Below are 25,453 nucleotides of genomic sequence, written 5' to 3'. Positions count from 1 at the left end.
AAATTTGCCCGAGGGGCTTCGCTTCGGGCAAAGGTGCTGTTATGATGCGCGCCGTTGGAGAGATGCCAGAGTGGCCGAATGGGACGGATTCGAAATCCGTTGTACCTTCGCGGGTACCTAGGGTTCGAATCCCTATCTCTCCGCCATTATTGAAGTAGCCGAAGCCCCTGAAAACGTTAAAGTTTTCAGGGGCTTCGTCGTTTCTGGCTGTTTTTATTCCCCCCGCTTGTTCCCCCATTGGGATTTCGAAAAGCTGACTGCGGGGGCATTCGATTCACATCGAGCATATTTACCCTCCCAGCCAGCTCAAGCCCAATGAATCACGCGGTCAGCGCATGGTCGGCCTCTCCGAACCAGGTGCGTACCAGATCGGGGCTGGGCGTGCCAGCGTGGTCAAGCACTGCCACATCGACGAATTGCTTGCCATTATTCGCGCCATCGGGATCCACCTGCACCGTGATGTCGCTGCCGGACTGCGCCAGTTGGACAAAGTCGGCCACCTGGCTGGTGCCGCTGACGAAGTTGGCGTTGAGCAGCGTGGAGAGGTCGAGGGTGTCACCTTCGGCGTAGTTGTAGTCGAGGATATGGTCGCCGCCTTCATTCGCGTTGAGGTAGGCGAACACGTCGGCTCCCGCGCCGCCGCTGAGCGTGTCCTCGCCGCCACGACCCACGATGATGTCGTTGCCGTCGCCGCCACTGAGCGTATCAGCGAGCATGCTGCCCACCAGTGTGCCGCTGGATTCGCCGTGGAAGCTGACTTGGGTGCCGGCTTCGCCACCGTCGGTGACCTGGAAGTCTTCCACCGAGTAGTGCCCCAGCAGGTTCACCTCGGCTCGATGTGCGCCGTCGTCCACCGTCAGCAGGCCGCCGGCGCCAGAGGCGTTGGCGGTGTAGTTGAGCTGGGTGTTGGCGCTAAAAGCGAGATCGCCGAACGTCAGCAAGTCATCGCTCTCCAGGCCGAGGATACCGACCAGCGAGCCCGCCGCTTCAGCCTGGGCGATCACCAGCGAGCCCGCACCTTCGCCGTGGAAGGCGACGGACGTGTGTGCGGCGCCGGCGAAGGTCAGGCTGGCATCGCCATCGATGGTTGCGCTGCCATTGCCGGTCACGTCGGCCAGCAGGTTCAGGTCGCCACCGTTGGCCCACAGATGGCCGGTGTTTTCGACCGTGCTGGCCACCGTCATGCCGCCTGTGCCTGTGGACTCCAGCACACCGCTGTTGGTGATGGTGTGGCTGCCGGTGTCGAGCACCAGGCTGTTCAAACCGCTGGCCAGGATCAGCCCCGCATTGGCCAGTATCATTTGCCCGGCGCCCAACTGGCCGGCGCCGGAAATGCGGTTATCGACGTTGGTCAGCACGGTGTCGGCGCTACCGCCGAAAATCACGTTTTGCGCGTTGTCGGATAACAGCACCTGGCCGCCACCGGTCAAGGTCGCGCCACGGAACAGAATCTCGAGACGGGTCTCGTTGCCGGCGGAGCCGAGTTCGATGGTGCCGCTGTTATGGAGGCCGCCACCGAACGGCATGATCGCGCCGTCGGCAATGGTGAGGGTGCCGGTGTTGCTGGTAAGCGGGTCCCTATCGAACTGGAAGTTCGCTTCGCTCAGGTCCACCGCATCGACACCTCTCAAGGTGACCGTCTGGCCGGAGCCGATGCTGACCAGGGCATTGCCGTTTACGTCGTTGCTGATGCTCAAGTCAGCGAAGGCGGTGATACCTGTGAAGCCGATCAAGTCGATCTTGTCCGCCGTGACGTCGAAATTGTAGATCTGGTTGTTACCGATTGGCTGGGCGAAGACGAACGTGTCGGCACCGGACGAACCGGTCAGGTTGTCATCAGCGGACAAGGCAAAGATTGGCGAGCCTGGGGCATAGACTTCGACGTTGTTGAACACGTAGGCGCTTGCGGTGCTGCCGTCACTGTTGCTCCAGTACAGGTTGACATCAAGTACCAACGCACCCGCGAAGTCGCTTGGGGTTGTCACGGTCAAGGCGCCAGGATCGTTGGTCTGCACGGTCCAGGTGCCGTCGCCGTTGTCGGTTCCAGCATTGAGCACCCACCCCGCAGGAACTCCGCTGATGGCCACCGTTACGGGGCCGTTAATCTCGGCCAGTGGAATGTCGAGGGCCAGATTGATGGGCTCGCCGGCAACGCCTGCCGGAAGGTTTGCACTGCTCCCGGCAGCCCCGGGATTACCCGCCAGGTCGGTGTAGCTGTTCGCGGCAACGTCGACTTTTATGCTGCCGCCCAGCGTTCTGGTCAGCGTCGCGGTGTAGGTGTCGCCGTCAACCTGGGTAAAGTTGCTGAAGGTTCCGCGGGGCGTTCCGCTCGTCGTAGTCACCGAGACATCCGAGAGGTTGAAACCGCTCACTGTCTCACTGAACTGGAATGTGACCGTCGACGTCGAGCCAATCGAACTGCCTAAGGCCGTCCCTGTCACTGTCACCGTTGGCGGCACGCTATCGACAGGCGTCTCGACTACGTTCTGCACGTTTACCGTAATGGTCTGCGTGTCGGTTCCGCCATTGCCGTCGGCCACCTGAACGTCCACAACGTAGGCGTTGTCGCCGTCGGTGCCACCGACATCCTGGGCATTCTCGTAATCGGGCGCCGAATTGAATGTCAGCACTCCGCTCGAACTGATCGAGAATTTGCCGAAGTCCGTCCCGGCCGTATTCAGGATCGAGTAGCTCAGCGTCTGCGTTGGCAGATCAGCATCGGTCGCCATCACCGTCGTGACCGCTGTGGTGTTCTCCGCCACGTTGACCGAAGCCGTCGTACCACCGCCGTTGGAGGTGATCACCGGGCTGCTGTCGTTGATGCCCGTCACGGTTACGGCGATCGCCTGGTCGTCAAACAGCGTGCCGTCCGACGCCCGCACAATCACGTCATAGACATTGTTCGTTCCCGAATCCGCCGGTGCTTCAAAGTTGGGTGCAGAGATAAAGCTCAGCGCACCTGTGCCTGAAACGATCGAGAACTTCGCGGCATCCGCTCCGCCGACGATGCTGTAGCTCAGCGTTTGTGCGGGTAGATCAACATCGGTTGCCGCCACTGTCGTGACCGCTGCGGTGTTCTCCGCGACGCTGATCGAAGCCGTCGTACCACCGCCGTTGGAGGTGATAGTCGGCAAATCATTGCTGCCGGCGATATGCACCGTGACCGAAGTGAGGGTGCCGTCGGCACTGCTCACCGCGAAGGTATCGGTGTAGGTGGTGCCGGCTGCGAACTCGTTGTGGGCTGAGTCGGCGACGTAGGTCCAGGCACCGTTGGTGCCGATGGAGAATTGGCCGTAGCTGCCGGCGGTGTTGGTTTGCGCGACGAAGGTCGCGGCGCTGTCGACGTCGCTGATGGTCAGGGTGCCGGTGGTGGAGATATCGATGGCTGCATTGGTCTCGGTGAGGTTGGCGATGTCGGCGGACAGCACGGCCGCATCATTGGTGCCGAGGATATGCACGATGATCGAAGTGAGGGTGCCGTCGGCACTGCTCACCGAGAAGGTATCGGTGTAGGTCGTGCCGGCGGCGAACTCGTTGTGGGCGGAGTTGGCGACGTAGGTCCAGGCACCGTTGGTGCCGATGGAGAATTGGCCGTAGCTGCCGGCGGTGTTGGTTTGCGCGACGAAGGTCGCGGCGCTGTCGACGTCGCTGATGGTCAGGGTGCCGGTGGTGGAGATATCGATGGCTGCATTGGTCTCGGTGAGGTTGGCGATGTCGGCGGACAGCACGGCCGCATCATTGGTGCCGAGGATATGCACGATGACCGAAGTGAGGGTGCCGTCGGCACTGCTCACCGCGAAGGTATCGGTGTAGGTGGTGCCGGCAGCGAACTCGTTGTGGGCGGAGTTGGCGGTGTAGGTCCAGGCACCGTTGGTGCCGATGGAGAATTGGCCGTAGCTGCCGGCGGTGTCGATTTGCGCCTGGAAGCTTTCAGGGCTGTCGATATCGCTGACGGTCAGGCTGCCGCCGGTGGTCAGCGGAGCATTGGTTTCGCTCAGAGTGACGCTGGCCGAGGACAGCACGGCGGCGTCATTGGTACCGGTGACAGTGACAGTCACCAGTTGGGTATCCACACCGCCCAAGCCATCGCTGACCTGCACGCTGAACACTTCGTCATGACTCTCGCCCGCCTTCAGCGACTGCACGGCACTGGCAACGCCATCGGTGCCGTTGGCCAGGGTGTAGGTCCATTGGCCGGTGCTGTCCACGGCAATCGAGCCGTAGGCTCCAGTGTTTGCCCCAGCGATGCTCCAGGTGGCCGTGGCAGCGTGATCGATGTCGGTAGAGCTGAATTGGCCACTGACGCTGAGGGTGGTGTCTTCCTGCACGGCGCCGACATCGTTGCTGGTGGCGAAGCTGAGCACGGGCGCGTCGTTGCGGCCGGTGACAGTAACGGTCACCAGCTGGGTGTCGACGCCGCCCAAGCCATCGCTGACCTGTACGCTGAACACTTCGTCATGACTCTCGCCCGCCTTCAGCGATTGCACGGCACTGGCAACGCCATCACTACCGTTGGCCAGGGTGTAGGTCCACTGGCCGGTGCCATCCACGGCGATCGAGCCGAAGGCGCCGGTATTTGCCCCGACAATGCTCCAGGTGGCCGTGGCAGCATGATCGATATCGGTCGAGCTGAATTGGCCGCTGACGCTGAGGGTGGTGTCTTCCTGCACAGCACCGAGATCATTGCCCGTTGCGAAACTGAGTACCGGCGCGTCATTGCTGCCGGTAATGGTGATGCTGACCGTCTGCGTCGCCGAGGCCGCGTTTGCCGCGCCGCTGTCATCGGTGGCAACCACCGTGTACGAGAAGGTGATGGTTTCACCGGCGCCGAGGAAGTCGAGGTTCTGGCTGCTGCTGTAGTCCCAGCTGTTCTGATCGACCGAGAAGCCGGCGATCAGTGCCGAAGCCACGCCCGCATTGAGCGTGCCGCCACTCCAGGCGATGTCGCCGTTGGCAGTGTGCGACACGGTCACCGTGTCGGTCTTGTCCACATCAGCAAAGCTCAGGGCGCCGCTGTCGCTCAGTGTGGCAGTGCCGTTGCCTTCGTTCATCGCTCCGGTGGTGTCGGCAACCGTCAGGGTTGGTTGGTCGTTGGTACCGGTGATAGTAATGGTCACGGTCTGCACCGCGCCGTCGCCGATCGCCACGTCGTAGGTCTGGGTGACGGTCTGGCCTTCGCCCAGGAATTGCAGGGCGGCATTGTCTACCGCGAAGTGCCAGCCCTGCGAGCCGCTGCCCGTGCCAGTGCTGTCGCTCAGTGGGTCTGTAGTGAAGCTGCCCAGGTAGCCGGAAGCGCCCGGCGTGACGGTAACGTTGTGGGTGTCGATCAGATCGGCGTCGGTAAAGGTGATGCTGCCGCTGGCAGCGTAGTCGCCGCTGTCTTCCTTGGCATCTCCGGTCTGCATGCCGCTGGTGATCTGCACCTGGTCGTTGGTGCCCGTGATGGTGATGGTCACATTCTGCGTCGTCGATGAGCCATGCCCATCACTGATGGTGACCACATAAGTTTCGCTAGCCGTCTGGCCCTGGGCCAGGGACTGGGCTGCCGCGTTATCCAGGGTGTAGGTCCAGTTAACGGTGCCGTTGGCCGTATCGGCGGCTTCAGCCACAGAGGCGAGGACGAAGTTGCCCAGCGCTGTGGCATTACCTTGCGCCGCCACGAACGAGGCGGTATGCGTGTCGCTCAGATCGACATCGCTAAACGCAATGGTGCCTGTCGCGCTGTGCGAGTCGGCCGGGCTCGGCGTCGTGGCTGCATCTTCGGTTACCGTGCCGGCCTGTGCGCCGAGGCTCATCGTCACGCTGTCATTCGCACCTGCAAACTGCACCTGCGCGGTGGCCCAGCTGAGCGTGCCATTGCCGAGACGAATCGCATACGTAAAGCTGTCTGTCAGGGATGCTCCGGCAGCAAGCGCCTGAAGTTGCGCCTTGAAAGCAGTCGATAAAGTCGCGGCGTCGTAGCCGACTTTTCCATCCGACGTAATCCAGATTTTTGCACCATTGAAGCTGGTGTCGGAACTCGTCGCCTCAACTCTGCTCGTGTCCTGGATCAGGAGATCGGCCGGAGCGTAAACCTTGGTGGCAGTAGAAAGGCTGGTCGCGTTATCGAGTGACCAGAGTGTCTTTGCGTTGCCACCCAGGTCATTGGACATGACGTCCAGATACACGACCCCCAGCAGGTCTTCAGTGATGGTTGCGCTGCTCGTGCCAATGACGCCGGTAGTGAAAATGTCGTCCTGCGCCTGCGGCGTATTGGAAAACGAAGTTGCGGTGTCGCCGCTGGTCGTTGTGGTGGTAGCCATGTCTTTCTCCCGAGAATGTTTTTTTTAGAATCGTCAGGTCCTGCTGACAGGACGAAGTCCCGTGCTTGTACCGCTCAGGGTGTCAAGGAGCGGTACGAGGTGATCCCGGACATCGTCGGCCGTCTGGGCCTGCCGGAAGAGGGACGCAGGTGGCGCGCAGGTGAAGAAGTTCGCCGTACTTGAGGAGCGAATCGCAGGAGCGGTCGGGCGAACATGAGCCCAAGCCTGGAGCTGCGCTGCGCGTGGAGCGCAATAGCCTGAGAGCACCCATATGAACGGGACTCCTGAAGTAATGGCTGGATGAAACCGGGTCGTTCTGACTCAGGGATACGGCCTTTCCTGATATCAGTTGGATAGTTGTTTAGTTGTGGGGTCAGGCCTTGTAAAGGTGTTAACCGGGAGTAACAGCACGAAGTGCCAATATTCCGACGGATGGGTGTTTTGGTGTCAATATTATGTCGATATGTTTTTGGCGAAATGGTCGCTGGCACCCAGCCCTGGTGCGGCTCAATGAGCTGAAACCCTTACCCGGCAAGGGCTGGCTACGTGATTCCAGTGCTGGACCGCCGAAAATTGCCGCGTCAGCTGTTAAACAAGTCCGCCAGAGCATTTTTTTGTCGGGCTTTTTTTCATGCTGCCCTGTCTGGGGAGTGGTGCCCCTGAACAACGTTGCCTGTCCAGCGGTTTGAGAAATGTCTGATATTCGCCTCAAGGAGTTTTGCCTAGCCTGACCTGTATTCAGTGAACGGGCCGCGGCATATCAGGTGAGGCAGGGAGGCAGATATGAATAGGCAGGACGTACAGGCCGGTGCAACGCCGGAGGCAGCAGGCTTCAGCACAGGCATAAGCGCGGGTGAGGAGGTGTTTCACGCTATCCGGGTAGGTTCCGCGGTGTCGTTGCTAGAGGTGCTTGGCAGGCTCATGGACCTTGCTGGCGACAATGAGCAAGTCGCGCGACGGCTCATCGATGAGGTAAGGACCTACCAGATCAAAGATCTCGAGCTGTTGCGGGCGTACTGCGAACAAAACGATCGGCAAGCCATTGCCAGGCTGTGCCACAAGATGGCGGGTGCAGCTTGTGTGTTGAAGTACCAGCCGCTGATTTCCAGCTGCCAGCAGTTGAGGGACGTCAGTGTCGCAGGGACCTGGCCGGTGCTGTTGGAAAGGGCGCAGCTGGTCGAGCAGGCGTTGCTCAACCTCAAGGACATCTGTCTTGTAGCCATACAGGATGATGGGCCAATCAATCTGAGAGAACTGCCTCGTGAGCGCTGATTCCTCTGCTGCTCAAAAAGGGAGTCGTGCTCGATGTCCCGTCGTAAAACCGATAAGACGCTGATTCTGGAGAGGACAGATGTCCATGTGCTGCTGGGTTTCGCAAGAGGCCTATATGATTCCTTTCTGCCTGGCTATTTCAATCAGGGCCAGAAGGTTGGTGGTATTGAATTTCTTCAAGAGTCTTACTTTGTAAGTACTGACCGTTTTGTGACTGATAAGCAGAGTCGCTGCAATCTCCCTGTTGTTAAGGCCCTGCGCCAATAATCTTAATGTGGTGATTTCCCTATTGGTCAGCTGAGAGGCGGCAATGCTTTGCATCTGGTTGGTATGAATGCTTTCCTGCAACAGGAGCAGAGAGCTTTCAGGAAAATAGGTATGCCCTGATAACAGTGCCTTTACTGCATCTCCCACCTCATCCAGCGCTTCGTCCTTGCAGATGAAGCCTGCTGCGCCCCCATGCAAACAACGTACGGCAAAATTTTTTGAGTCGCTGGAAGTCAATATCAGCGTTTTTACCAGGAAGTTATTTGCCTTGAAGTGACTGAGTACCGATAACCCGTCCAGTTGCGGTAGATCGAGGTCAAGTATCACCAGGTCCGGTTTATGTGTGCGAACAACTTGAATGGCATCGACGCCATTGTCTGCCTCGGCGGCGATATGGTGGCCGTTACGCTCAAGTATGACTTTCAATGCGACTCTGACCAAGGGGTGGTCGTCGACTATTACTATGGATCCCATAGTGTGCTCTCTCTATATTGATTATGTGTGCAGGTTTTATATTTTTACTCTCTATATTCAATTCTGCTCATTGAGGTTGGGCCTTTTGTCGGCGCTCACCGCGCAGGCCGGCGGGGTGGACTCCTTTCATTTTTATCGAGTGGCTAGTTAGTCTGGCTCAGGATACTTCTGATGCGAGTACTTGGCAGAGTTCAGCCGAACGCAACGCGTTGAAGAAGTACACACTCTTGCCCCATAAGTAAAGATGAAATCAATGGGTGGCTTGTTAGGATATTTCTGATGGGTTAATCGGCCGTCTCTCAGTTCAAATTCGAAGGTTGATCGGTAAGCTATGACTTCCTTTGGGTGTCCCCCCGTGGGGCAGCAAGGGGGCTGCTATTAGTTGTCGATCAATCAACTTAGAATTTGAATGAGAGGCTTGGGCTGCCATGGCAGGCGTGATTTGCTCATGGCTGAGCCGGGAGGGCGATCAAAATAGATTGCACTTCTTTTGCCGATCAACGTGAACAAGGAAATCACATGAAACGAACATCTTTACTATCCCTGGCAACTTCCAGCTTGATGCTTGCCGCACTTGTTCCTTCGTTATCTCATGCCACTGATGGCGTGGTTAACTTCTCTGGCAGCATCACTGACGTGACTTGCAATATCAATGGTAAGGCACCGGGTGAAAACAACATCACCAACGTGGAGCTGGGGCGCATTTCTCCTTCGATCTTCAAGGCCATTGGCGATGCTTCTCCGTTCGAGAAGTTTGCGTTGGTGCTGTCCGGCGCGCAATGTGCCGATGGAACCAAGGTTGTCGTTGATTTTGACCAGGTGGGCAACGTCGACTCGGTGACCGGGAACCTCAAGCTGATCGGTACCGCGCCTGCTACCGGCGTGCAGATCCAAGTGTACAACGATAATGTCGCAGCTGGTACGAAAGTCCCATTCGGTCAGCCGGAAGCCACGCCACAGGTCGCCACCGTTGCAGGCAACACGGCAACCCTGAAGTTCAAGGCGAACTATGTTGCGACCGCGGCTAGCGTTGGCGCGGGTTCGGGTAACTCCTTCGTTCGATATACCCTGTCGTATAAGTAAAGACTAGCGTCCGAGGAGCACGTCATGACGCCGAAAACGCGTATTTTTTCTTCTTTCGTTCTCGGCGTCATGTTCTTGGGCGTATGTTCTGGAATCGTGCAGGCGTCGGTAGTCATTCAGGGTACTCGGCTGGTTTATCCGTCGGATGCTCGTGAAGTTACTATAAAAATGAACAATACCGGCAACTCTGCTTCATTAGCCCAAAGCTGGATTGATGATGGTGACTCAACTAAAGGCCCCGAGGAGATAAAGGTTCCATTTTTGCTGTCCCCCGCGGTAATTCGTCTGGATCCGGATAGTTCAGCTTCCCTGCGTGTTTCCTATACGGGTGAAAAACTTGCGGAAGACCGGGAGTCCTTGTTCTGGCTCAATGTGCTGGAAACGCCTCCGCGAAAGGAAGTCGATGAAAATGTCTTGCAGTTTACATTCAGAACCCGAATCAAAGTGTTCTTTAGACCCAAGGGTTTGAAGTCGGATGTGGACTTGGTGGCGAACAAGCTTGATTGGCAATTCAAGCAAGCCAGTCATCCGGATGGAAAAGGCAAGGTCGAGCATCGCCAGGGGATTCAGGTAAGCAATCCGACGGCGTATTACGTTTCTTTCGGCAAGATCGAGGTTGCTCTGGATGAGCGACGGATTGCCGTTAAAGATGAAATGATCGCGCCTTTCAGTAGTAGGTTTTTCCCATTGTCCGAACAGGTTCCTCAGACTTATCGCAAAGCCTCTGTTCATTATGAGGTCATTAATGACTTCGGTGGGCGGCGCGTACTTGAAAAACCGTTGTCACTGTAACTTTCTCACCCTGCAGTTTTTGTCATCTCTAATGACCTGGCTGCATGCCGGTATCGAATATGTTGAGCGTCCAGCGTAGTTATCTGGTTGTTTTTGCCTGTGCGTTAGTTTCGTACGGTTTGAGTCCAGGTCGGTTTTTTCTATGTCTTGTTTCTACGGCGGCTATTGTCATGGCGACTGAGACATGGGCTGGAACTTCCACTGCCGAGTCCGCGGGGCAGGGCGTGGTATTCGATTCGCAGATGTTGTTTCAGACCGAAGGTGCCCCCATCGATACCAGCCGCTTTGAGCGCCAGGGCTTTCTCATTCCGGGCAATTACCGCATCGACCTGTTGGTCAATGGCCAGTGGCGTGCCACGCAGAATATCGAGTTTCGCGACACTCATGGGCCGCAAGGCGGCCAGCCTTGTTATGAACGTTCGTTGCTGGTCCGCGCCGGTATCGATCTGGACAAGGCGGCTTCGGCGCAACCTTCCTCCGAAAGCATGCCGGAGGGCGCCTATTGCGCCGACCTGGCTCGTTACGTTCCGGGTCTCACCACGAAGATCGATCTCAAGGAGCTGACGATCGATCTTTCGGTCCCGCAATATTTCCTGCAGAAGAACCTGTCGAAAACCTACGTCGATCCGGCCAACTGGGATCATGGCGTTTCCGCGGGGCTGCTCAACTACAACACTAACCTGTTCAGCGTGCAAAACAGCGGCCGCACCATGACCAATGGTTATGCCGGGCTGAACATGGGGCTCAATGCCGGCTCGGTGCGCTTGCGGCATAACGGCACCCTGACCTGGTCGCCGCAATCGGGCAGCCATTATCAGCGCGGGCAAATTTATGCCCAGACCGAGCTGCCGGCCTGGCGTTCGCAACTGTTGGTGGGGGAGAGCGCCACCGATGCCGATCTGTTCGACTCGGTATCGTTCCGTGGGGTACAGCTGTCCAGCGACGACCGGATGCTCCCCGATACCGAACGCTTTTACGCGCCGGTGGTGCGCGGTACGGCCAGCTCGAACGCCAAGGTGTCGGTTTATCAGCGCGGTTATCTGATCTCCGAAACCTCGGTGGCGCCTGGACCGTTCGAGATCAGCGATCTGCAGGCCGCCAGCTTCGGTGGAGACCTGAGCGTCACCGTGACCGAGGCTAACGGGAAGAGCAGCAGCTTCACCGTGCCCTTCGCCACGACTGTTCAGTTACTGCGCCCTGGAAACTCCCGATATAGCTTCACCGCCGGCCAGATCATCGATCCTGGGCTGCGTGGCAGTAACCAGTATGTGCTGCAAGGGACAGCCCAGCACGGTCTGGATAACGACATTACCGGATACATCGGCAGTGCTGTCACGGGCAGTTATATGTCGGTACTGATGGGGAGCGCGCTCAATACCGATGTGGGGGGCTTTGCCTTCGATGTGACCCAGGCCAAAACCAACGTGCCCAGAAGGGGCCGTCTGAAGGGGACGAGCCTGCGTCTGTCCTATAGCAAGAACCTGCCCAATAGCGGTACCAACTTCTCGTTACTGGCTTATCGCTACTCGACCCGTGGTTATTTAGGACTGCATGACGCGGTTGCGTTGCAGGACTTCGTCGAGAGCGGCGAACGGGTGGAAGCCTTCTCCCGAATGCGTGACCGGCTGGATGTGAATATCAGTCAGCAGTTGAAGGCCACTGGCGGGAATTTCTATGTCACTGGTTCGGCGCTCAATTACTGGAGCAGACAAGGCAAGGCCCTGAGCTTTTCCACGGGTTACAGCAATCAGTGGCGGGGCAATAGCTATTCCTTCGCCGTACAGCGCACGCTGGGACAGAACCGGTATTCAGGGCGTCGGGCAGTCAGTAGCAATACGACCTTGAGTTTGACCCTTACGATCCCGCTGGGCCGTGAGACCCGGGGCGCAACGGTGCTCAATAACTTCGTCAGTCACGACCAGAGCACCGGAACTCATCTGACCAGCGGTGTTTCCGGGACAGTGGACGAGGCGGGCAAAGCCTCCTATGCCGTGTCCGTTTCCCGTGATGACAAGCAACGGGAAACCAGCCACAACGGTAGTCTCAATTATTCCTTGCCCCAGGTGGCCTTGAGTTCCAGTTTTTCCCAGGGCAGCGATTACCGCCAGGGCTCCATCGGCGCGTCCGGCGGCATGATCCTGCACCCCGGCGGCCTGACGTTTGCCCAGACCCTGAGCGAGACCAGCGGCCTGGTCTACGCGCCTCATGCCAAGGGCGCCGGGGTCGGCTACAGCGGTGCGCGGGTGAATGGCAGCGGTTACGCGGTAGTGCCCAGCCTGACGCCTTTCCAGCTCAACACCGTGGATATCGACCCGAAGGGCATGCCCGACGACGTCGAGCTGCAGGTGAGTTCGCGCAACACCGCACCGGTGGCGGGGGCCGTGGTGATGCTGTCGTACCCGACCCGCAAGGCGCGCGCTTTCCTGATCAACAGCCTGCAACCCAATGGCGCGCTCCTGCCGTTTGCCGCGATCGCCACCGACGCCGAGAGCGGGGTGGAAATGGGCGCGGTCGGCCAGGGCAGCCGCCTGGTGCTGCGCAGCGAAAAGGACCAGGGCTCGATCCGCGTCGAATGGGGTGACCAGCCTGGGCAGCAATGCCTGATCGACTACCGCTTGCCCAAGCGCGATGCAGCGTCTGCCAAGGCGGTTGAGGCGAAGGGCTATGAGGTGTTCGACCTGCCATGCCGACCGCTGCCTCCCGACACTGCCGGGGCTCCTGCTCCGGAGAGGAACGGCTGATGCGACAAGCAGGCGGCTTGTGCTGCCCCTCGGCCATGGCTCGGTGGATCTGTGGGAGCCTGATGGCTGCCTGGTTGCTGATGTCGCTTTGCGTCGACGCCCAGGCGGCGCTGGCCATTACCGGTACGCGTTTCATCTACCCGGCCAATACCCCGGCGGTGACGGTCAGGGTCGGCAACACCGGCGATGCGCCCATCCTCCTGCAAGCCTGGCTGGACCGGGGAGATACACGCACCGACCCGAGCCGTCTGACGGTGCCGTTCGTACTGTCGCCGCCTATTTCACGGCTGGACCCACAACAGCGCAGTGCCCTGGTGGTGCGTTACACCGGCGAACCCTTGCCCGGCGATCGCGAGTCGGTGTTCTGGATCAATTTCCTTGAAGTGCCGCCGGTGACGACCAGCGACAGCAATGTGCTGCGCCTGGCCTATCGCATGCGCATGAAGCTGCTGTACCGCCCTTCGGGCCTTGCCGGCAAGGCGGACGAGGCAATCGGGCAAGTGGTCTGGAGCCTCGACAAGACCCCCGGAGTGGACGGGCAGATGGCGTTGCTGGCCACCAGCCGGGCGCCTTACTACGTATCCATCCCGCAGTTGGAACTGGGCAGCGGAGCTCAATCGATCAGTTGGCAGGGGATCACGCTCGAGCCTTTCGGCACGACACGTATCGCCCTGCCCGCAACAAAAAAGGCAGCCGTCGCCAATGCGACGGTCGTTCGTTACCAGGTGGCGATAGACAGCGGGGAGACGCTGAGTGGAAGTGCGCGGTTACAACAGTAGTTTTGCGATGGACAGATTCGCGGCGAGTGCGTCGTCATGCGGTTACGGTCGAGCGCCCGAGGGTGCGCGACCGGTAGGCATGAGGCTGGGGCGGCGCGGGTCGTGTTTCGTCCTGGCGGCGCTGCTGCCCATGGCGGTGCCCGATATTGCCCTGGCCTTGCAGGTGCCTAACGCCGGCCAGGCGATGCGTGACATCGAGTCGGTCCAGCCGGCGCAGCCTGCTCCTTCGGAGCTGGAGTTGGATCTGCCCAAGGCCGAGACACCCGCCGCGCCGGCAGCCCCGGACACCTCCGGAATCCGGCTGCAGGTCAAGACGTTTGCCATCGAGGGCAACCAGGTTTTCACCACCGAGCGCTTGCAGGCACTGCTGGCCGACCTGCACGACAAGGAGTTGGACCTGGCCGGTTTGCGTGGAGCTGCGCAGCGGATTACCGACTACTACCAGAAGCAGGGTTATGTATTGGCCCGCGCTTTCCTGCCGCCCCAGGACATTGAAAACGGCCTGGTGCGGATCGCTGTGGTGGAGGGGCGTTACGGGCGTATCGAAGTGCAGAACCGTTCGCGCGCCCTGGATCAGGTGGTGCGGGCGCCGCTGTCGTCGTTGAACAGCGGCGAGGCGGTATACGACGCGGACCTGGAGCGTAGCCTCTTGCTGTTGAGCGACCTGCCCGGGGTCCAGGCTCGCGGCACCTTGCGTCCTGGCCAGGAGTACGGGACCACCGACCTGGTGATCGATACCGAGCCCGGGCCGTTGCTGAACGGCACCCTGGAGGCGGACAACTTCGGTGGTTACTACACCGGTGAATACCGCCTGGGCGGCAGTCTCAACCTCAACAACCCCTTGCGCCTCGGCGACCAGCTCAGCCTGCGGGCGATGCGCAGCGACGAATCGCAGCGCTATTACCGTGCGGCCTACCAGTTACCGGTCGGGCCCTGGTCGACCCGCATCGGCGGTGCGTACTCGGAAATGAGCTACCGCCTGTACAGGGACTTCGAGGTCCTCGACTACCACGGTACCGCCAGCTTCCGCAGTTTTTTCGTCGCCCAGCCGCTGGTGCGCAGCCGCACCTTCGACCTCACTGCGCAACTGCAATACGAAGACAAACGGCTACGCGACGATATCGACCTGTTCGAATTCAGTAACCGAAAGCGGATCGGCCTGTGGACCCTGAGCCTCAGCGGCAACAGCCAGGACCGTTTTTTCCGGGGAGGCCAGAACTTCTTCGATCTGTCCTACGGCAGCGGCCGGTTGCGTTTTGGCGACCGTGAGGAAGAGGTTCGCGATGGCCGTACCGCGGGCAGCTCGGGCGGGTTCGCCAAGCTCAATCTCAACGCCGCGCGCCTGCAGCGCCTGAGCGACCGTTTCCAGCTCTATACCAGGCTGAGTGCGCAATGGGCCAACAGCAACCTGGACAACTCGGAAAAGCTCGGCCTTGGCGGTCCCTACGGTGTGCGTGGCTATTCATTGGGCGCCGGCAGCGGTGACCAGGGCTGGCAGGCCAGTGCCGAGCTGCGCTACGCCCTGGCCCCGCGCTGGCAGCTCAGCGCCTTCGCCGACAACGGCACGGTCAAGGTCGATCGCCAACCCTGGACCTCCGAAAACAATACCCGTCGGATCACGTCGACCGGCATCGGCACCAGTTGGATGGGGCCTTCGCAGCAAGTCAACCTGACGCTCGCCTGGCCGCTGCATGACAACGGCAAGACCCGGGACAAGCCGGAGCGCCGCCCCCAGGTCTGGATGAACGCGACGCAATATTTCTAGTACCTGCTCGTAGCAGGAGTGGTGTCGTTCTGCAAATGGTTTGCAGAACGTTCTTTAGTGAAGAGGGCGTTACCGTGAACAAAATGTATGCACTGGTTTGGAACCAGGCCTTGGCATGCTGGAATGTGGCTCATGAAGGGGCACGTCGCCGGCGCAAGTCGGGTGCACGCAAGGGGATGGTCGTGGCGGCTGTCAGCCTGCTGGGAGCGGGCGCCATGTCCTCGGCATTCGCCCTGCCGACAGGAGGAGCGGTGGTCGGTGGTAGCGGCGATATCCTGACCTTCAACAATGGCAAGGAAATGTCGATCAACCAGAGAAGTGACAAGCTGATCACCAACTGGAACGACTTCAGCGTCAAAAAGGGTGAGAAGGTCTCCTTCCACCAGCCCACTAAAAGCTCGGTTGCCCTGAACCGTGTGGTCGGAACCAATGCCAGTGATATCCAGGGCCAGATCAATGCCAACGGCCAGGTGTTTCTGGTCAACCCCAATGGCGTAGTGTTCGGCCAGGGTGCCCAGGTCAACGTGGGGGGGCTGGTGGCTTCGACCCGGGACATTGCCAATAAAGACTTCGAGGCCGGCAACTACACGTTCTCGGGCAACTCGCCGGCGGAGATCATCAACAACGGCGACATCATTGCCGACCAGGGCGGCAGCGTGGCGCTGCTGGGGACCAACGTTCGCAACAATGGGGTGATCCAGGCGCAAATGGGTCGGATCGCGCTGGGCGCGGGTGACAAGTTCACTGTGAATTTCGACGGCAACAACCTGCTCAACCTGCAAGTCGACGGCGCGGCCGTGGATGCCCTGGTGAAAAACGGCGGCCTGCTCAAGGCCGACGGCGGGCAGGTGCTGATGACCGCCAAGAGTGCCGGCGACATGTTGCAGACCGTGGTCAATAACCAGGGCACCATCGAGGCCAACACCCTGCGTGGCACGGCCGGCAAGATCACCCTCGACGGTGGTGATGTGGGCAAGGTGGTGGTGGCAGGCACTATGACCGCCAGTGCTCTCGGCACTGTGGGTAACGGCGGCTTGATCGAGACCAAAGGCGCGAACACCGAGGTGCAACTGGCGAGCCGGGTCAATACCCAGGCCAGCAACGGCCAGACGGGCGACTGGAAGATCACGTCGAACACCGTCAAGGTCAGCCCGACCGCGGCATCGGGAAGCGATACGGCCTACACCGATACCCTGTCGAGCAACCTGGCGACCACCAATATCGAATTGGCTAGCAGTTCCGGCGATGTGGTGGTGGGTGGTCCTGTCACCTGGAACAGCGGCAATCGTCTGAAGCTGTCTTCCAAGGGCGATATTGAGCTCAATGGCGGGTTGACCGCCACCGGCGCCAATGCCCGGGTGGAAATGAACGCCGAGAAAAGGGTCCGGCTCAATGGCAACGTGACCCTCAGTGGGGCCAACGGTAGCTTCGGGCTGAACCATGGAGACGGCTATGCCCTGGGGCAGAGCGCAACAGTGACCCTGTCCGGCACGGGGGCGGCGTTCGATTCCAATGGCTCGCAATATGGCGTCATCCAGAACACCACGCAGTTGCAGGCGGTCAACAACAACCTCAATGGCCTGTATGTCCTGGGGACCAATATCAAGGGTTACGGCGCCTTCAGATCCATTGGCGGCAATAGTGCTTTCTCTGGTGTCTTCGATGGCCTGGGCAATACCATTAGCGGTTTTACGGTGACCAATACCGGGCCTATGGTTGGGCTGTTCGCCGGCAACTCGGGCAGAATCAGTAACCTGAAACTGGCTAACATGACCGTCAATGGCACTACCTCCGGAGCGGGCTTCAGCTATATCGGCGGCCTGGTGGGAATGAACACCGGGACCCTGGCCAACGTCAGCGCCACTGGCCTGCGTATCAGCGCCAGCGCGGCGAATACCAACGCCGTGGGCGGCCTGGTCGGCCTCAACGCAGGTGGCGCTATCGATCACGCGTCGGTGGGGCCTACCTCCTACGTGACTGGCAACAGCTACACGTCGTCGATCGGTGGGCTTGTCGGTGAAAACATGACTGGCCCGGCCGGTGCCGGAAGCATCACCAACAGCACGACTAACGTCAATGTTTCGGGTTACATGCAGCGCAATACCTCAGGTGGCGTGGGCGGGCTGGTGGGTAGCAACAGGGGCGGCTATATCGCGGACTCTTCGAGCAGTGGCACCATCAACAGCAGCTACGGCGGCCTGAACATTGGCGGTCTGGTCGGCTACAACCAGAACGGCACGCTCGAGCGCTCGAGCTCCTCGGCATCGGTGCGGGGTAACGCCACTAGCAACATCGGTGGCCTGGTCGGGTTCAACACCAATAGTGCGATCAGGGAGTCCAGCGCCAGCGGCGCGGTGAACGGCTACGGCAGTGCCTCGCTAGGTGGTCTGATCGGCTACAACCAGAACAGCACCCTGAACGACGTCAAGGCCTCCGGTGCGGTCTATGACAACTCGGGCGCCAATGTGGGCGGCCTGGTCGGCCAGAATTATTATGGCCAGATCGACACCGCCGAGGCACTGGGCAATGTCACCGCGGGTGCCAACAGTAGAACTGGCGGCCTGGTTGGCAATAACTATGGCGGTACCTTGAGTCACGTTGTGGCCCGCGGCAAGGTCATGGCAGGCACCAACAGTCATGTCGGCGGGTTGATTGGCAGCAACGACGGTGACCTGAGTTCGGTCGAGGCCAGTGGTGAAGTCAGGGGCGGGACCAACAGCTTCGTGGGTGGCCTGGTAGGCACCAACGGTCGCACTCTGGGCGCCGTTATCGATACCGCCACGGCCAAGGGGCCGGTCTTTGGTGACCAACGCAGCAGTGTCGGTGGGCTGGTGGGGCAGAACCTTGGCCAGATCCGGAACTCCCTGGCCCTGGGCACGGTGAGTGGCGGTTACTACGCCAACCTGGGCGGCCTGGTTGGATTGAACATAGGCAACGTTCGTCAATCGGTGGCCACTGGCAAGATCAACTTCAATCCTCGTATCGGCCAGATCTATGGCGGCCTGGTGGGCATCAACTACGGCGAGATGCGGTTCAACTCGGTATCGGGTGAAGCGGCCCAGGTACCTCTGGCCGGCCTCAACTACGGGGTCATTCAGTAACCATCGGCACGACCCGCTGATACCCAGGTATCAGCGGTTGCCGATACGCCATGTCGCAGCATGGCGTATCGGCTTTTTCAGGATTCATTACCTCTTTCCGGATGCCCCGCGACGCGGGGCGTCCATGCACAGCCAAGTCCGGTCGCCCAACACGGCTGTGCTCAAGCAGAACATGGAGAATGGCCCCCATGACCCACCCATTGGCACTCAGACTTGGCTGCCGCAGGCGTCGGCTGCACCCTATCGTCCAGACAGCGGCCTATGTGTTCTCGGGCTTGATCGGCGCGACGGCCCAGGCCGCCTTGGTGGAAAGCCAGGCGATCGACTGCTCGTTCAGTAACGGTGCCGGCCGGCCCTGGGTGGAAGTGACGCCATTGACCAGCGCCACGCCGGTAGGCTCCGTCCTGTGGCAACGACCGGTGGCCCTGATCACCAACTACCGATATGGCGGGGCTACGGGTAACAAGGCCCACGAGCTGGTCTCTGCCGGATACTGGACCGCGGGTACGCCGCTGCCCGACGCTATCGCGCCAACCAACATCGATGGCATCGGTTTCAAGATCGCGGTGAGTTCTTCGGACGGCGTCCTCAGGAATATCACCCAGACTCCCAAACCCATCGCGTTGGAAAAGAACCAGGTTATCTATGACCCTAGCGCAGGCCAGAACCAGCGTTCGCTAATGGTGACCAACTATCTGCAATCGCTGATCCTCACGGTGCCCCCCAGCCAGTTGCCCAGCGGCGAACTGGTGATCAACCGTGTCGCCGGCAGCTCGGGCCTGATGCTGTATGCGGTCGACCTGCTCAAGGATGTGGCCAGCCTGGGAGGGGAGGTCACCATTCCGAACGACAACATGCCCATCGGCATCTGCCGCAAACCCTACTCGTTGATGGGCCCCGACATCATCAATATGGGCGGGGGCGGTGGGATCACCGTTCCCAACACCTGTGTGGTGGAGTCGTACAGGACCATCCCGGTGAAGCTCGGACGTTTCTCCCTGGCCAATTTTCCCAAGGTGGGTTCCACCTCGTCGCCGGTACCGTTTCGTATCGAGCTGAGCCAGTGCGCATTGAATGCCAGGCCGCAGATCACCTTCACCGACAAAGTTGCCACTCACACCGACCCGTCGGTGCTCAACCTGACGGCTTCGCCCAACAGCGCCAAGGGCTTCGGCATCATCATGATCAACGACCTGAACCAGCAGCGGATCAAGTACGACGGCACCCGCTACGACATGCAACGGGTGGGCGACAGCGCGATCATCCCGCTGCGGGCCGGCTACATCCGCACCGGCAGCGATGCCGAGGTCAAGGTCGGCGATGCCGATGGCGCGGCGGAGTTCACCTTTACCTTCCCCTGAGTCATTCAGGGTTGAACCAAGCCCCTTCAATGGCGATAGACGCCGTTGCGGGGCCTTTCTACACTGGGCTCCGACCTGGGGATGGAGCACGCGGATGAATCGCAACGAACTGCGCAAGGCCGATATCAACCTGATGGTGGTGTTCGAAACCCTGATGCTCGAGCGCAATGTGACCCGGGCGGCGGAGAAGCTGTTTCTTGGCCAGCCGACCATCAGTTCGGCGCTCAATCGCTTGCGCGCGATCTTCAACGATCCGCTGTTCATTCGCGTGGGCCACAGGATGGAGCCAACCGCCCGCGCCGAGGAGTTGATCCAGCACCTGTCGCCAGCGCTGGATGCCTTGTCCTCGGCCTTGAGCCTGACCCACGATTTCGATCCCGCCAGCAGCACCATGACCTTTCGCATCGGCCTGTCCGACGACGTCGAGTTCGGCCTGTTGCCGCCGCTGCTGCGAACCTTGCGCCAGGAAGCGCCGAAGGTGGTGTTCGTGGTGCAGCACGCGGACTACTGGCGGATCCCGGACTTGCTGGCCGCCGGCGACATCACCGTGGGCATCAGCCAGACCCGCGGGCTGCCGGCCAATGCCAAGCGCAAGCTGCTGCGGCATATCCAGCCCAGCGTGCTGCGCGCCGATGCCAGCGACACGCCACTGACCCTCGACGAATACTGTTCCCGTCCGCATGTGCTGGTGTCGCACACGGCCAATGTCAGCGGCTTTGCCGATGAATGGCTGGCCGAGATCGGCCGACAGCGCCATGTGGTGTTGTCGGTGCCGCAGTACAGTTCGCTGCCGGCCTTGCTGGCGGGGACCGACATGATCGCCAGCCTGCCGGACTACACGGCGGCGGCCATGGCGGCGTCGGGGCAGTTGTTCCAGGAGCCGTTTCCGTTCAAGACCCCGACCCTGGACCTGTCCATGGTCTGGCTCAGCCATGTCGACACCGACCCGGCCGAACGCTGGCTGCGTTCGCGGCTGGAGGCGTTCATGAGCGACCGCGACCTGGCGCCGCTCAAGGCGCGTTGAATCTCTTATCCCTTGGTAGAGGACTCAGGCAGGCGGTCGCGGGGCGTGTAGTATGGAGCGCCTTTTCACCCCCACCTTTCAGGGAGCTCTGCCATGCCTCATCTGCATATGGAATACACCGCCAACCTGCCGCAACTGGATGCCGACAAGGCCTTGCTGCGGTTCAACAACGCGTTGGTGGCGTCCGGGCAGTTCGCTGAATACGACATCAAGAGCCGCGCGCGCAAGGTCGAGACGTTTCGCGTCGGCACCGGCCTCGGCGAGCGGGCGTTCGTGCATGTGAAGCTGTCGTTGCTCAGCGGGCGTTCGCCAGAGATCAAGAAGCAGCTTTCGCAAAGCCTGCTGGCGGTGCTGCAGGAACTCTGTGAATGGCCGGCTGGCGTCGAGTTGCAACTGGCGGTGGAGATCCTGGATATCGACCGCGAGTCCTACGGCAAGCTCAGCATCGGTCACTGAGCCGGAATGCCGCAGGGCCTGAATCTACAATAGGCCCTGCTGCGCGCAGACCTTGACCACCTGCTCGCGGAACCAGGTGTTGGCGCTGTCCTGGTCGGTGTGGGCGCTCCATTGCATGTCCAGGGTAAAGCCCGGCAGGCCGTTGGGCGCTTCGCAATGGCTGAACACCGCGTCGTTGGTCAGCAGTGCCTGGATGCGCCGCGGCAGGGTCAGGATGAAGTCGGTGCCGGTGATCATTTTCAGCGCCGCGCTATAGCTGTTGGAGCGCGCGACGATCTGCCGCCGGTGGGCCTGGCGGGCCAGCCAGCCATCGACCATGTTGGTGGTCGAGGTCCAGGGCGTGGGGTAGACGTGCCGCCGCTCAACGAACGACTGCAGGCTGAAACGCGGCTCCAGCGGCGGTGTCGCGCGCTTGTCGAAGACACACACCAGGTCATCCTCGAGCAGCACCTGCGACTTGAGGTCGGGGTGGTTGTGGTGAAAGTTCGGACCGAAGCAGATCACCAGGTCCAGGCTGCCGTCGCGCAGTTCCTCGGCGGGGATATCGGTTTCCAGCTTGTGCACATTGACCGACACCGGCAGGTCGGCGAAGTCGAAGCCCTTGAGCAGGCGCGGCAGGATCAGCAGTTCGAAGTATTCCGGCGCGCAGATGTTGAAGGTGACGGCCTGGCGGGTCGGGTCGAAAGCCTGGACCCCGGAATGGCACAGGTTGATGCTCTCGAGAATCTTCAGCACATGGCTGTACATGGTGGTGGCTTTGTAGGTCGGACGCATGCCGGTGCGGGTATTGATGAACAGCTCGTCCTCGAAGCCGGTGCGCAGTTTTTTCAGGCAGTAGCTGACGGTCGACTGACTCACGCACAGGGTTTCCGAGACCCCGGTCACGCTGCTTTGCTCGTACACGGCGACGAACACCATCAGGTCCTGCATATCGAGCTTTCTAAGCAAGTTACTGTTCAGCATCAGTTCCGTCTCGTTGAGCACCTCGCGCGGTCGTGCGCAAACCTGCCTGATGCTAACGGAACGATCGTCCTAATTGAATCCTTGCCCCGGGGTTTCACGGATAGCGAAGGGACAATTAATTCCGAGAACACGACCTGTGCAGTATGGCGCGGCGCGTAGCGGCTTGTCCCTTGGTGTTGCGTCTTCAACCGGGCACCGGGACTGGCCGGCGGCTACCGAGGATCAGGGCGAGCATGCCCAGGCCCACCAGCAGCGCGCCGAGCAGCTCGCCCGGCAAGGGATGCCGGCCCAGCCCGAACCAGTGGAAGAGGGTGATGAACAGGGTGCTCAGGTAGATGTAGGAAATGACCGTGGCCGGTGCGATCACCCCGATGGCCCGGTGGAGCAGCCAAAAAGTCGCCAGGGTGGCGAACAAGGCCAGGTACAGCAGCCACAGGCCGTCGTCGAGGGTCAACAGCATGGCGCTGCGCCAGCCACCGCCCGGGAGGCAGAAGGCGAACAGGAACAGCGCGCCGAACAGCATGTTCCAGAAGGTCATGGCGGCCGGGCTGCGATCTTTCAGACTGGTGGCTTTGAGCCGTTGGCTCAGCGGCGAATAACCGGCCATGGCCAGGCAACCGACCCCATACACGCCGACCGCGTAGAGCGACGGCATGCCCTCGGGGCCCGAGCCCCTGAAGGTCAGCAGCATGGCCCCGGCGGCCGCCAGCAGCATCGGCAACAGGCGGTTTTTCCCAGGGTTGTCGCTCAGCAGGAGGCCCTCGAACAGCAGGGTCAGCAGCGGCACCAGGGCGAACAGGATGCCGGTATTGACCGCCGAGGTATGCCGCAGCGCCTCGAACAGCGAAGCGAAATAGATCGCCAGCAGCAACCCAAGCATGGCATGCGCCCGCAGCCCGGCGCGGCTGATCCGGAACGTGCCGTTGAGCCACAGCGCGGGCACGAACATCAAGGCCGACAGCAGCAGGCGCAGGCCCGTCAGCAACAGCGGGTCGACGGCCTGGCTGACCCGGGCCGCGGCGAAAAAAGAAGCGGCGATCAGCACCGCCCACAGCAGCATGCCGAGATGGGCGTTGAGCAAGCTGGCGGGCTTCATCGGAGCGTTCCCCGGGTCATTGGAAGTGGCGGTGGTAGTGCCGCGGATCGAAGCGCAGGACCATCAGGATCATCAGCGCCATGACCGCGGTCAGCGACCACCAGGCCCATTCGAAACTGCCCAGGCGGTCGCGGATGATCCCGGCGAGCAGCGGCGACAGGCCGGCAATCAGGTAGCCGATGCCTTGCACGAAGGCCGTCAGGCCACCGGCGCGCCGCGGATTGTCCAGGTGGTCGAGGGACACGATCAGGCTCATGGGAAACAATCCGCCGATACCCAGGCCGAGCAGGCACGGCCAGAGCAGGCTCAAGTGCCGGGGGCTGAGGATCAGCCCGCAGAAGCCGGCGATGATCAGCGCCAGCAAGGCCACCAGCACCTGGCGGCGGTCCTGGTTGCGGTTGGCGATGGCCGGCGTCACCAGGCCCGAGACCACCTCCATGGCGGTGAGAAATCCCAGCAGCAGGCCGGCGTCTTGTTCGCTCCAACCCTGCTCCACGTAGTAGGGGGCCAGCCACGCCAGGACGCAGGTGTAGGACGCCGTGCCCAGGCCGAAGAAGACCGCCAGCAGCCAGGCGCGACGGTTGCCGGCAAAAGATTCGTGGTGCGTCGCGGCGTCCGGCAGCTTGGGCATGGCCGCCCGTTGCGCGCACCAGAACAGCAGCGCCAGGCCCGCCAGCGCTGCCCAGATCGCCAGGCTCAGTCGCCAGCTGCCGGTGCGGGTCATCACTAGCGGGGCAAAGGAGGCCGCGACCGCCGCTCCCCCCATGATCGAGGTGACGTACAGGCCCATGAACAGCGAGACATTGTCGGGAAAGCGCGACTTGATCAGTGCCGGCATCAGCGATTGGATCAGAGCGATGCCGAGGCCGGCGAGTACGGCGCTGAGGATCAGTTCGGCGGCCGAATCGAGGAACAGCCGCGACAGGGTGGCCAGGCCAATGACCAGCAGTGAAAGCACCACGCTGCGGTGGTCGCCCAGGCGCTGGCCGATGCGCACGCCGAAGAACATCGCCAGGCCCATGGCCATGACCGGCAGCATGGTCAGCAGCGCGGCGCCGCTGAAACTCAGGGCGATATCGCCACGAATCCCGGACAGCAAGGGGCCGACGGCGGCCATCGACGGCCGCAGGTTCAAGGCCACCAGCGTCACGCTGAGCATCAGCCAGAACACGGGGCGGGTTGTCGCGCGAACGTTTTCCATAACCAGACCTTGAACAATTCAGGCGCTGATTAGGCGGGGAGGGGCGTGGCCGGGGCAAATCAGAAAGTGTGCAGGACTATCTAGAAATCAAATAACACCTGTAGCCGCTGCCGCAGGCTGCGCTGGGCTGCGAAGCAGCCCCCAAACCTGCGCCCGCGGTCTGCCGGAAGCACCACGTTGCCCGGGCCAGTCCTGCGGCCTGGATCGCAGCCTGCGGCAGCGGCTACAGGGGCCCGCGACGGTGCGCGGGCCTCGGGCGATCAGAACGGCTTGGTCGGCAGGTACTTGCCATCCAGGGTGATCACCGCGCGGGAACCGCCCTCCGGGTCTTCGACTTTCTTGATGTCGAGCTTGAAGTTGATGGCGCTGATGATGCCGTCGCCGAACTGCTCGTGGACCAGCGCCTTGAGGGTCGAACCGTAGACCTGGAGCATTTCATAGAAGCGGTACACGGTCGGGTCGGTGGGGATGCCGCCGGGGATGCTGCCGCGCGACGGGATGCTTTGCAGCAGGCGGCTGGCGTCCTGGTCCAGGTCGAGCTTGCTGCAGACCAGGTCGGCGGCGGCGGCCGGCAAGGCATGCTGGCCGAGCAGGGCGGCGGTGACGAAGGCCAGGCTCAGGCCGGTGCCGTCGGTGAGCTGTTGCCACGACAGGTTCTTGCGCGCCTTGGCATCGATGATGGTGTCGGCCAGGGCCAGGCGTGGGGCTTGGGCGAATTGGGATTGCAGCATGTCGAGTTCCTCGTTGGGATGGTGAAACGGTTGTTGAACGAGTCG

Annotated in this window: 16 protein-coding genes and 1 tRNA gene; 11 read left to right on the top strand and 6 right to left on the bottom strand. The window is 61.0% G+C overall.

Annotated features, from left to right (window positions below):
• Nucleotides 1–56: 56 nt before the first annotated feature.
• Nucleotides 57–146: transfer RNA gene (locus tag BMY68_RS18260), tRNA-Ser, on the top strand.
• A gap of 174 nt (nucleotides 147–320) precedes the next feature.
• On the opposite strand, the gene BMY68_RS18255 is transcribed toward BMY68_RS18260, so the two are convergent.
• Nucleotides 321–6,302 carry a beta strand repeat-containing protein gene (locus BMY68_RS18255; protein ID WP_085530070.1) on the bottom strand — a complete coding sequence of 1,994 codons (5,982 nt, stop codon included), beginning with the start codon at nucleotides 6,300–6,302 and terminating at the stop codon, nucleotides 321–323.
• Nucleotides 6,303–7,085: 783 nt separating this feature from the next.
• Between BMY68_RS18255 and BMY68_RS18250 the strand changes: the two genes are divergently transcribed.
• Entirely contained in the window at nucleotides 7,086–7,574 is a 489-nt protein-coding gene (locus BMY68_RS18250; protein ID WP_085530071.1) for an Hpt domain-containing protein, read from the top strand.
• Between the two features lie 111 nt (nucleotides 7,575–7,685).
• On the opposite strand, the gene BMY68_RS18245 is transcribed toward BMY68_RS18250, so the two are convergent.
• Nucleotides 7,686–8,315 carry a response regulator transcription factor gene (locus BMY68_RS18245; protein WP_085530072.1) on the bottom strand — a complete coding sequence of 210 codons (630 nt, stop codon included), beginning with the start codon at nucleotides 8,313–8,315 and terminating at the stop codon, nucleotides 7,686–7,688.
• A gap of 519 nt (nucleotides 8,316–8,834) precedes the next feature.
• Here BMY68_RS18245 and BMY68_RS18240 point away from each other — a divergent pair.
• From BMY68_RS18240 to BMY68_RS18200, 9 genes are all read left to right on the top strand, one after another.
• Nucleotides 8,835–9,398, top strand: coding sequence for a fimbrial protein (locus BMY68_RS18240; protein WP_085530073.1), 564 nt, complete (start codon nucleotides 8,835–8,837; stop codon nucleotides 9,396–9,398).
• A 24-nt stretch (nucleotides 9,399–9,422) separates the two neighbouring features.
• Entirely contained in the window at nucleotides 9,423–10,190 is a 768-nt protein-coding gene (locus tag BMY68_RS18235; protein ID WP_085530074.1) for a fimbrial biogenesis chaperone, read from the top strand.
• A gap of 170 nt (nucleotides 10,191–10,360) precedes the next feature.
• Nucleotides 10,361–12,931 (top strand): fimbria/pilus outer membrane usher protein, encoded by a 2,571-nt coding sequence (locus tag BMY68_RS18230; protein WP_085530075.1) that lies wholly within the window; start codon nucleotides 10,361–10,363, stop codon nucleotides 12,929–12,931.
• Nucleotides 12,931–13,710, top strand: coding sequence for a fimbrial biogenesis chaperone (locus BMY68_RS18225; RefSeq protein WP_085530076.1), 780 nt, complete (start codon nucleotides 12,931–12,933; stop codon nucleotides 13,708–13,710). Before BMY68_RS18230 ends, BMY68_RS18225 begins: the two co-directional genes overlap by 1 nt.
• A 79-nt stretch (nucleotides 13,711–13,789) precedes the next feature.
• Complete coding sequence (locus BMY68_RS18220; RefSeq protein ID WP_085530077.1) at nucleotides 13,790–15,475, top strand: ShlB/FhaC/HecB family hemolysin secretion/activation protein; 1,686 nt, start codon at nucleotides 13,790–13,792, stop codon at nucleotides 15,473–15,475.
• Nucleotides 15,476–15,549: 74 nt separating this feature from the next.
• A complete protein-coding gene (locus tag BMY68_RS18215; RefSeq protein WP_085530078.1) occupies nucleotides 15,550–18,576 on the top strand; it encodes a two-partner secretion domain-containing protein in 3,027 nt (1,008 codons plus the stop codon).
• Between the two features lie 188 nt (nucleotides 18,577–18,764).
• Nucleotides 18,765–19,937, top strand: a complete 1,173-nt coding sequence (locus BMY68_RS18210) for a fimbrial protein (protein ID WP_085530079.1) — start codon at nucleotides 18,765–18,767, stop codon at nucleotides 19,935–19,937.
• A 94-nt stretch (nucleotides 19,938–20,031) separates the two neighbouring features.
• A complete protein-coding gene (locus BMY68_RS18205) occupies nucleotides 20,032–20,961 on the top strand; it encodes a LysR substrate-binding domain-containing protein (protein WP_007928849.1) in 930 nt (309 codons plus the stop codon).
• Between the two features lie 93 nt (nucleotides 20,962–21,054).
• Nucleotides 21,055–21,417 (top strand): 5-carboxymethyl-2-hydroxymuconate Delta-isomerase, encoded by a 363-nt coding sequence (locus BMY68_RS18200; RefSeq protein ID WP_007928850.1) that lies wholly within the window; start codon nucleotides 21,055–21,057, stop codon nucleotides 21,415–21,417.
• A 24-nt stretch (nucleotides 21,418–21,441) separates the two neighbouring features.
• Here BMY68_RS18200 and BMY68_RS18195 read toward each other — a convergent pair whose 3' ends face one another.
• The 4 genes from BMY68_RS18195 to cynS form a co-directional block, all read right to left on the bottom strand.
• Nucleotides 21,442–22,380 (bottom strand): LysR family transcriptional regulator, encoded by a 939-nt coding sequence (locus BMY68_RS18195; protein ID WP_062823335.1) that lies wholly within the window; start codon nucleotides 22,378–22,380, stop codon nucleotides 21,442–21,444.
• Nucleotides 22,381–22,564: 184 nt separating this feature from the next.
• The gene (locus BMY68_RS18190; protein ID WP_085530080.1) at nucleotides 22,565–23,476 is read right to left on the bottom strand and encodes a DMT family transporter; all 912 of its coding nucleotides are present in this window, start codon (nucleotides 23,474–23,476) and stop codon (nucleotides 22,565–22,567) included.
• Between the two features lie 16 nt (nucleotides 23,477–23,492).
• The gene (locus BMY68_RS18185) at nucleotides 23,493–24,677 is read right to left on the bottom strand and encodes a cyanate transporter (protein WP_085530081.1); all 1,185 of its coding nucleotides are present in this window, start codon (nucleotides 24,675–24,677) and stop codon (nucleotides 23,493–23,495) included.
• 260 nt (nucleotides 24,678–24,937) lie between these two features.
• Entirely contained in the window at nucleotides 24,938–25,408 is a 471-nt protein-coding gene (cynS, locus tag BMY68_RS18180) for a cyanase (RefSeq protein ID WP_009042607.1), read from the bottom strand.
• Between the last annotated feature and the right edge of the window lie 45 nt (nucleotides 25,409–25,453).

Source organism: Pseudomonas sp. NFACC41-3, assembly GCF_900109505.1.
GTDB lineage: Bacteria > Pseudomonadota > Gammaproteobacteria > Pseudomonadales > Pseudomonadaceae > Aquipseudomonas > Aquipseudomonas chlororaphis.
This window is presented reverse-complemented; position numbering and strand designations above follow the sequence as displayed.

Coding starts and splice junctions, on each gene's coding strand:
- BMY68_RS18255 (WP_085530070.1), bottom strand. CDS start 6,302: ATGGCTACCACCACAACGACCAGCGGCGACACCGCAACTTCGTTTTCC.
- BMY68_RS18250 (WP_085530071.1), top strand. CDS start 7,086: ATGAATAGGCAGGACGTACAGGCCGGTGCAACGCCGGAGGCAGCAGGC.
- BMY68_RS18245 (WP_085530072.1), bottom strand. CDS start 8,315: ATGGGATCCATAGTAATAGTCGACGACCACCCCTTGGTCAGAGTCGCA.
- BMY68_RS18240 (WP_085530073.1), top strand. CDS start 8,835: ATGAAACGAACATCTTTACTATCCCTGGCAACTTCCAGCTTGATGCTT.
- BMY68_RS18235 (WP_085530074.1), top strand. CDS start 9,423: ATGACGCCGAAAACGCGTATTTTTTCTTCTTTCGTTCTCGGCGTCATG.
- BMY68_RS18230 (WP_085530075.1), top strand. CDS start 10,361: ATGGCGACTGAGACATGGGCTGGAACTTCCACTGCCGAGTCCGCGGGG.
- BMY68_RS18225 (WP_085530076.1), top strand. CDS start 12,931: ATGCGACAAGCAGGCGGCTTGTGCTGCCCCTCGGCCATGGCTCGGTGG.
- BMY68_RS18220 (WP_085530077.1), top strand. CDS start 13,790: ATGAGGCTGGGGCGGCGCGGGTCGTGTTTCGTCCTGGCGGCGCTGCTG.
- BMY68_RS18210 (WP_085530079.1), top strand. CDS start 18,765: ATGACCCACCCATTGGCACTCAGACTTGGCTGCCGCAGGCGTCGGCTG.
- BMY68_RS18205 (WP_007928849.1), top strand. CDS start 20,032: ATGAATCGCAACGAACTGCGCAAGGCCGATATCAACCTGATGGTGGTG.
- BMY68_RS18200 (WP_007928850.1), top strand. CDS start 21,055: ATGCCTCATCTGCATATGGAATACACCGCCAACCTGCCGCAACTGGAT.
- BMY68_RS18195 (WP_062823335.1), bottom strand. CDS start 22,380: ATGCTGAACAGTAACTTGCTTAGAAAGCTCGATATGCAGGACCTGATG.
- BMY68_RS18190 (WP_085530080.1), bottom strand. CDS start 23,476: ATGAAGCCCGCCAGCTTGCTCAACGCCCATCTCGGCATGCTGCTGTGG.
- BMY68_RS18185 (WP_085530081.1), bottom strand. CDS start 24,677: ATGGAAAACGTTCGCGCGACAACCCGCCCCGTGTTCTGGCTGATGCTC.
- cynS (WP_009042607.1), bottom strand. CDS start 25,408: ATGCTGCAATCCCAATTCGCCCAAGCCCCACGCCTGGCCCTGGCCGAC.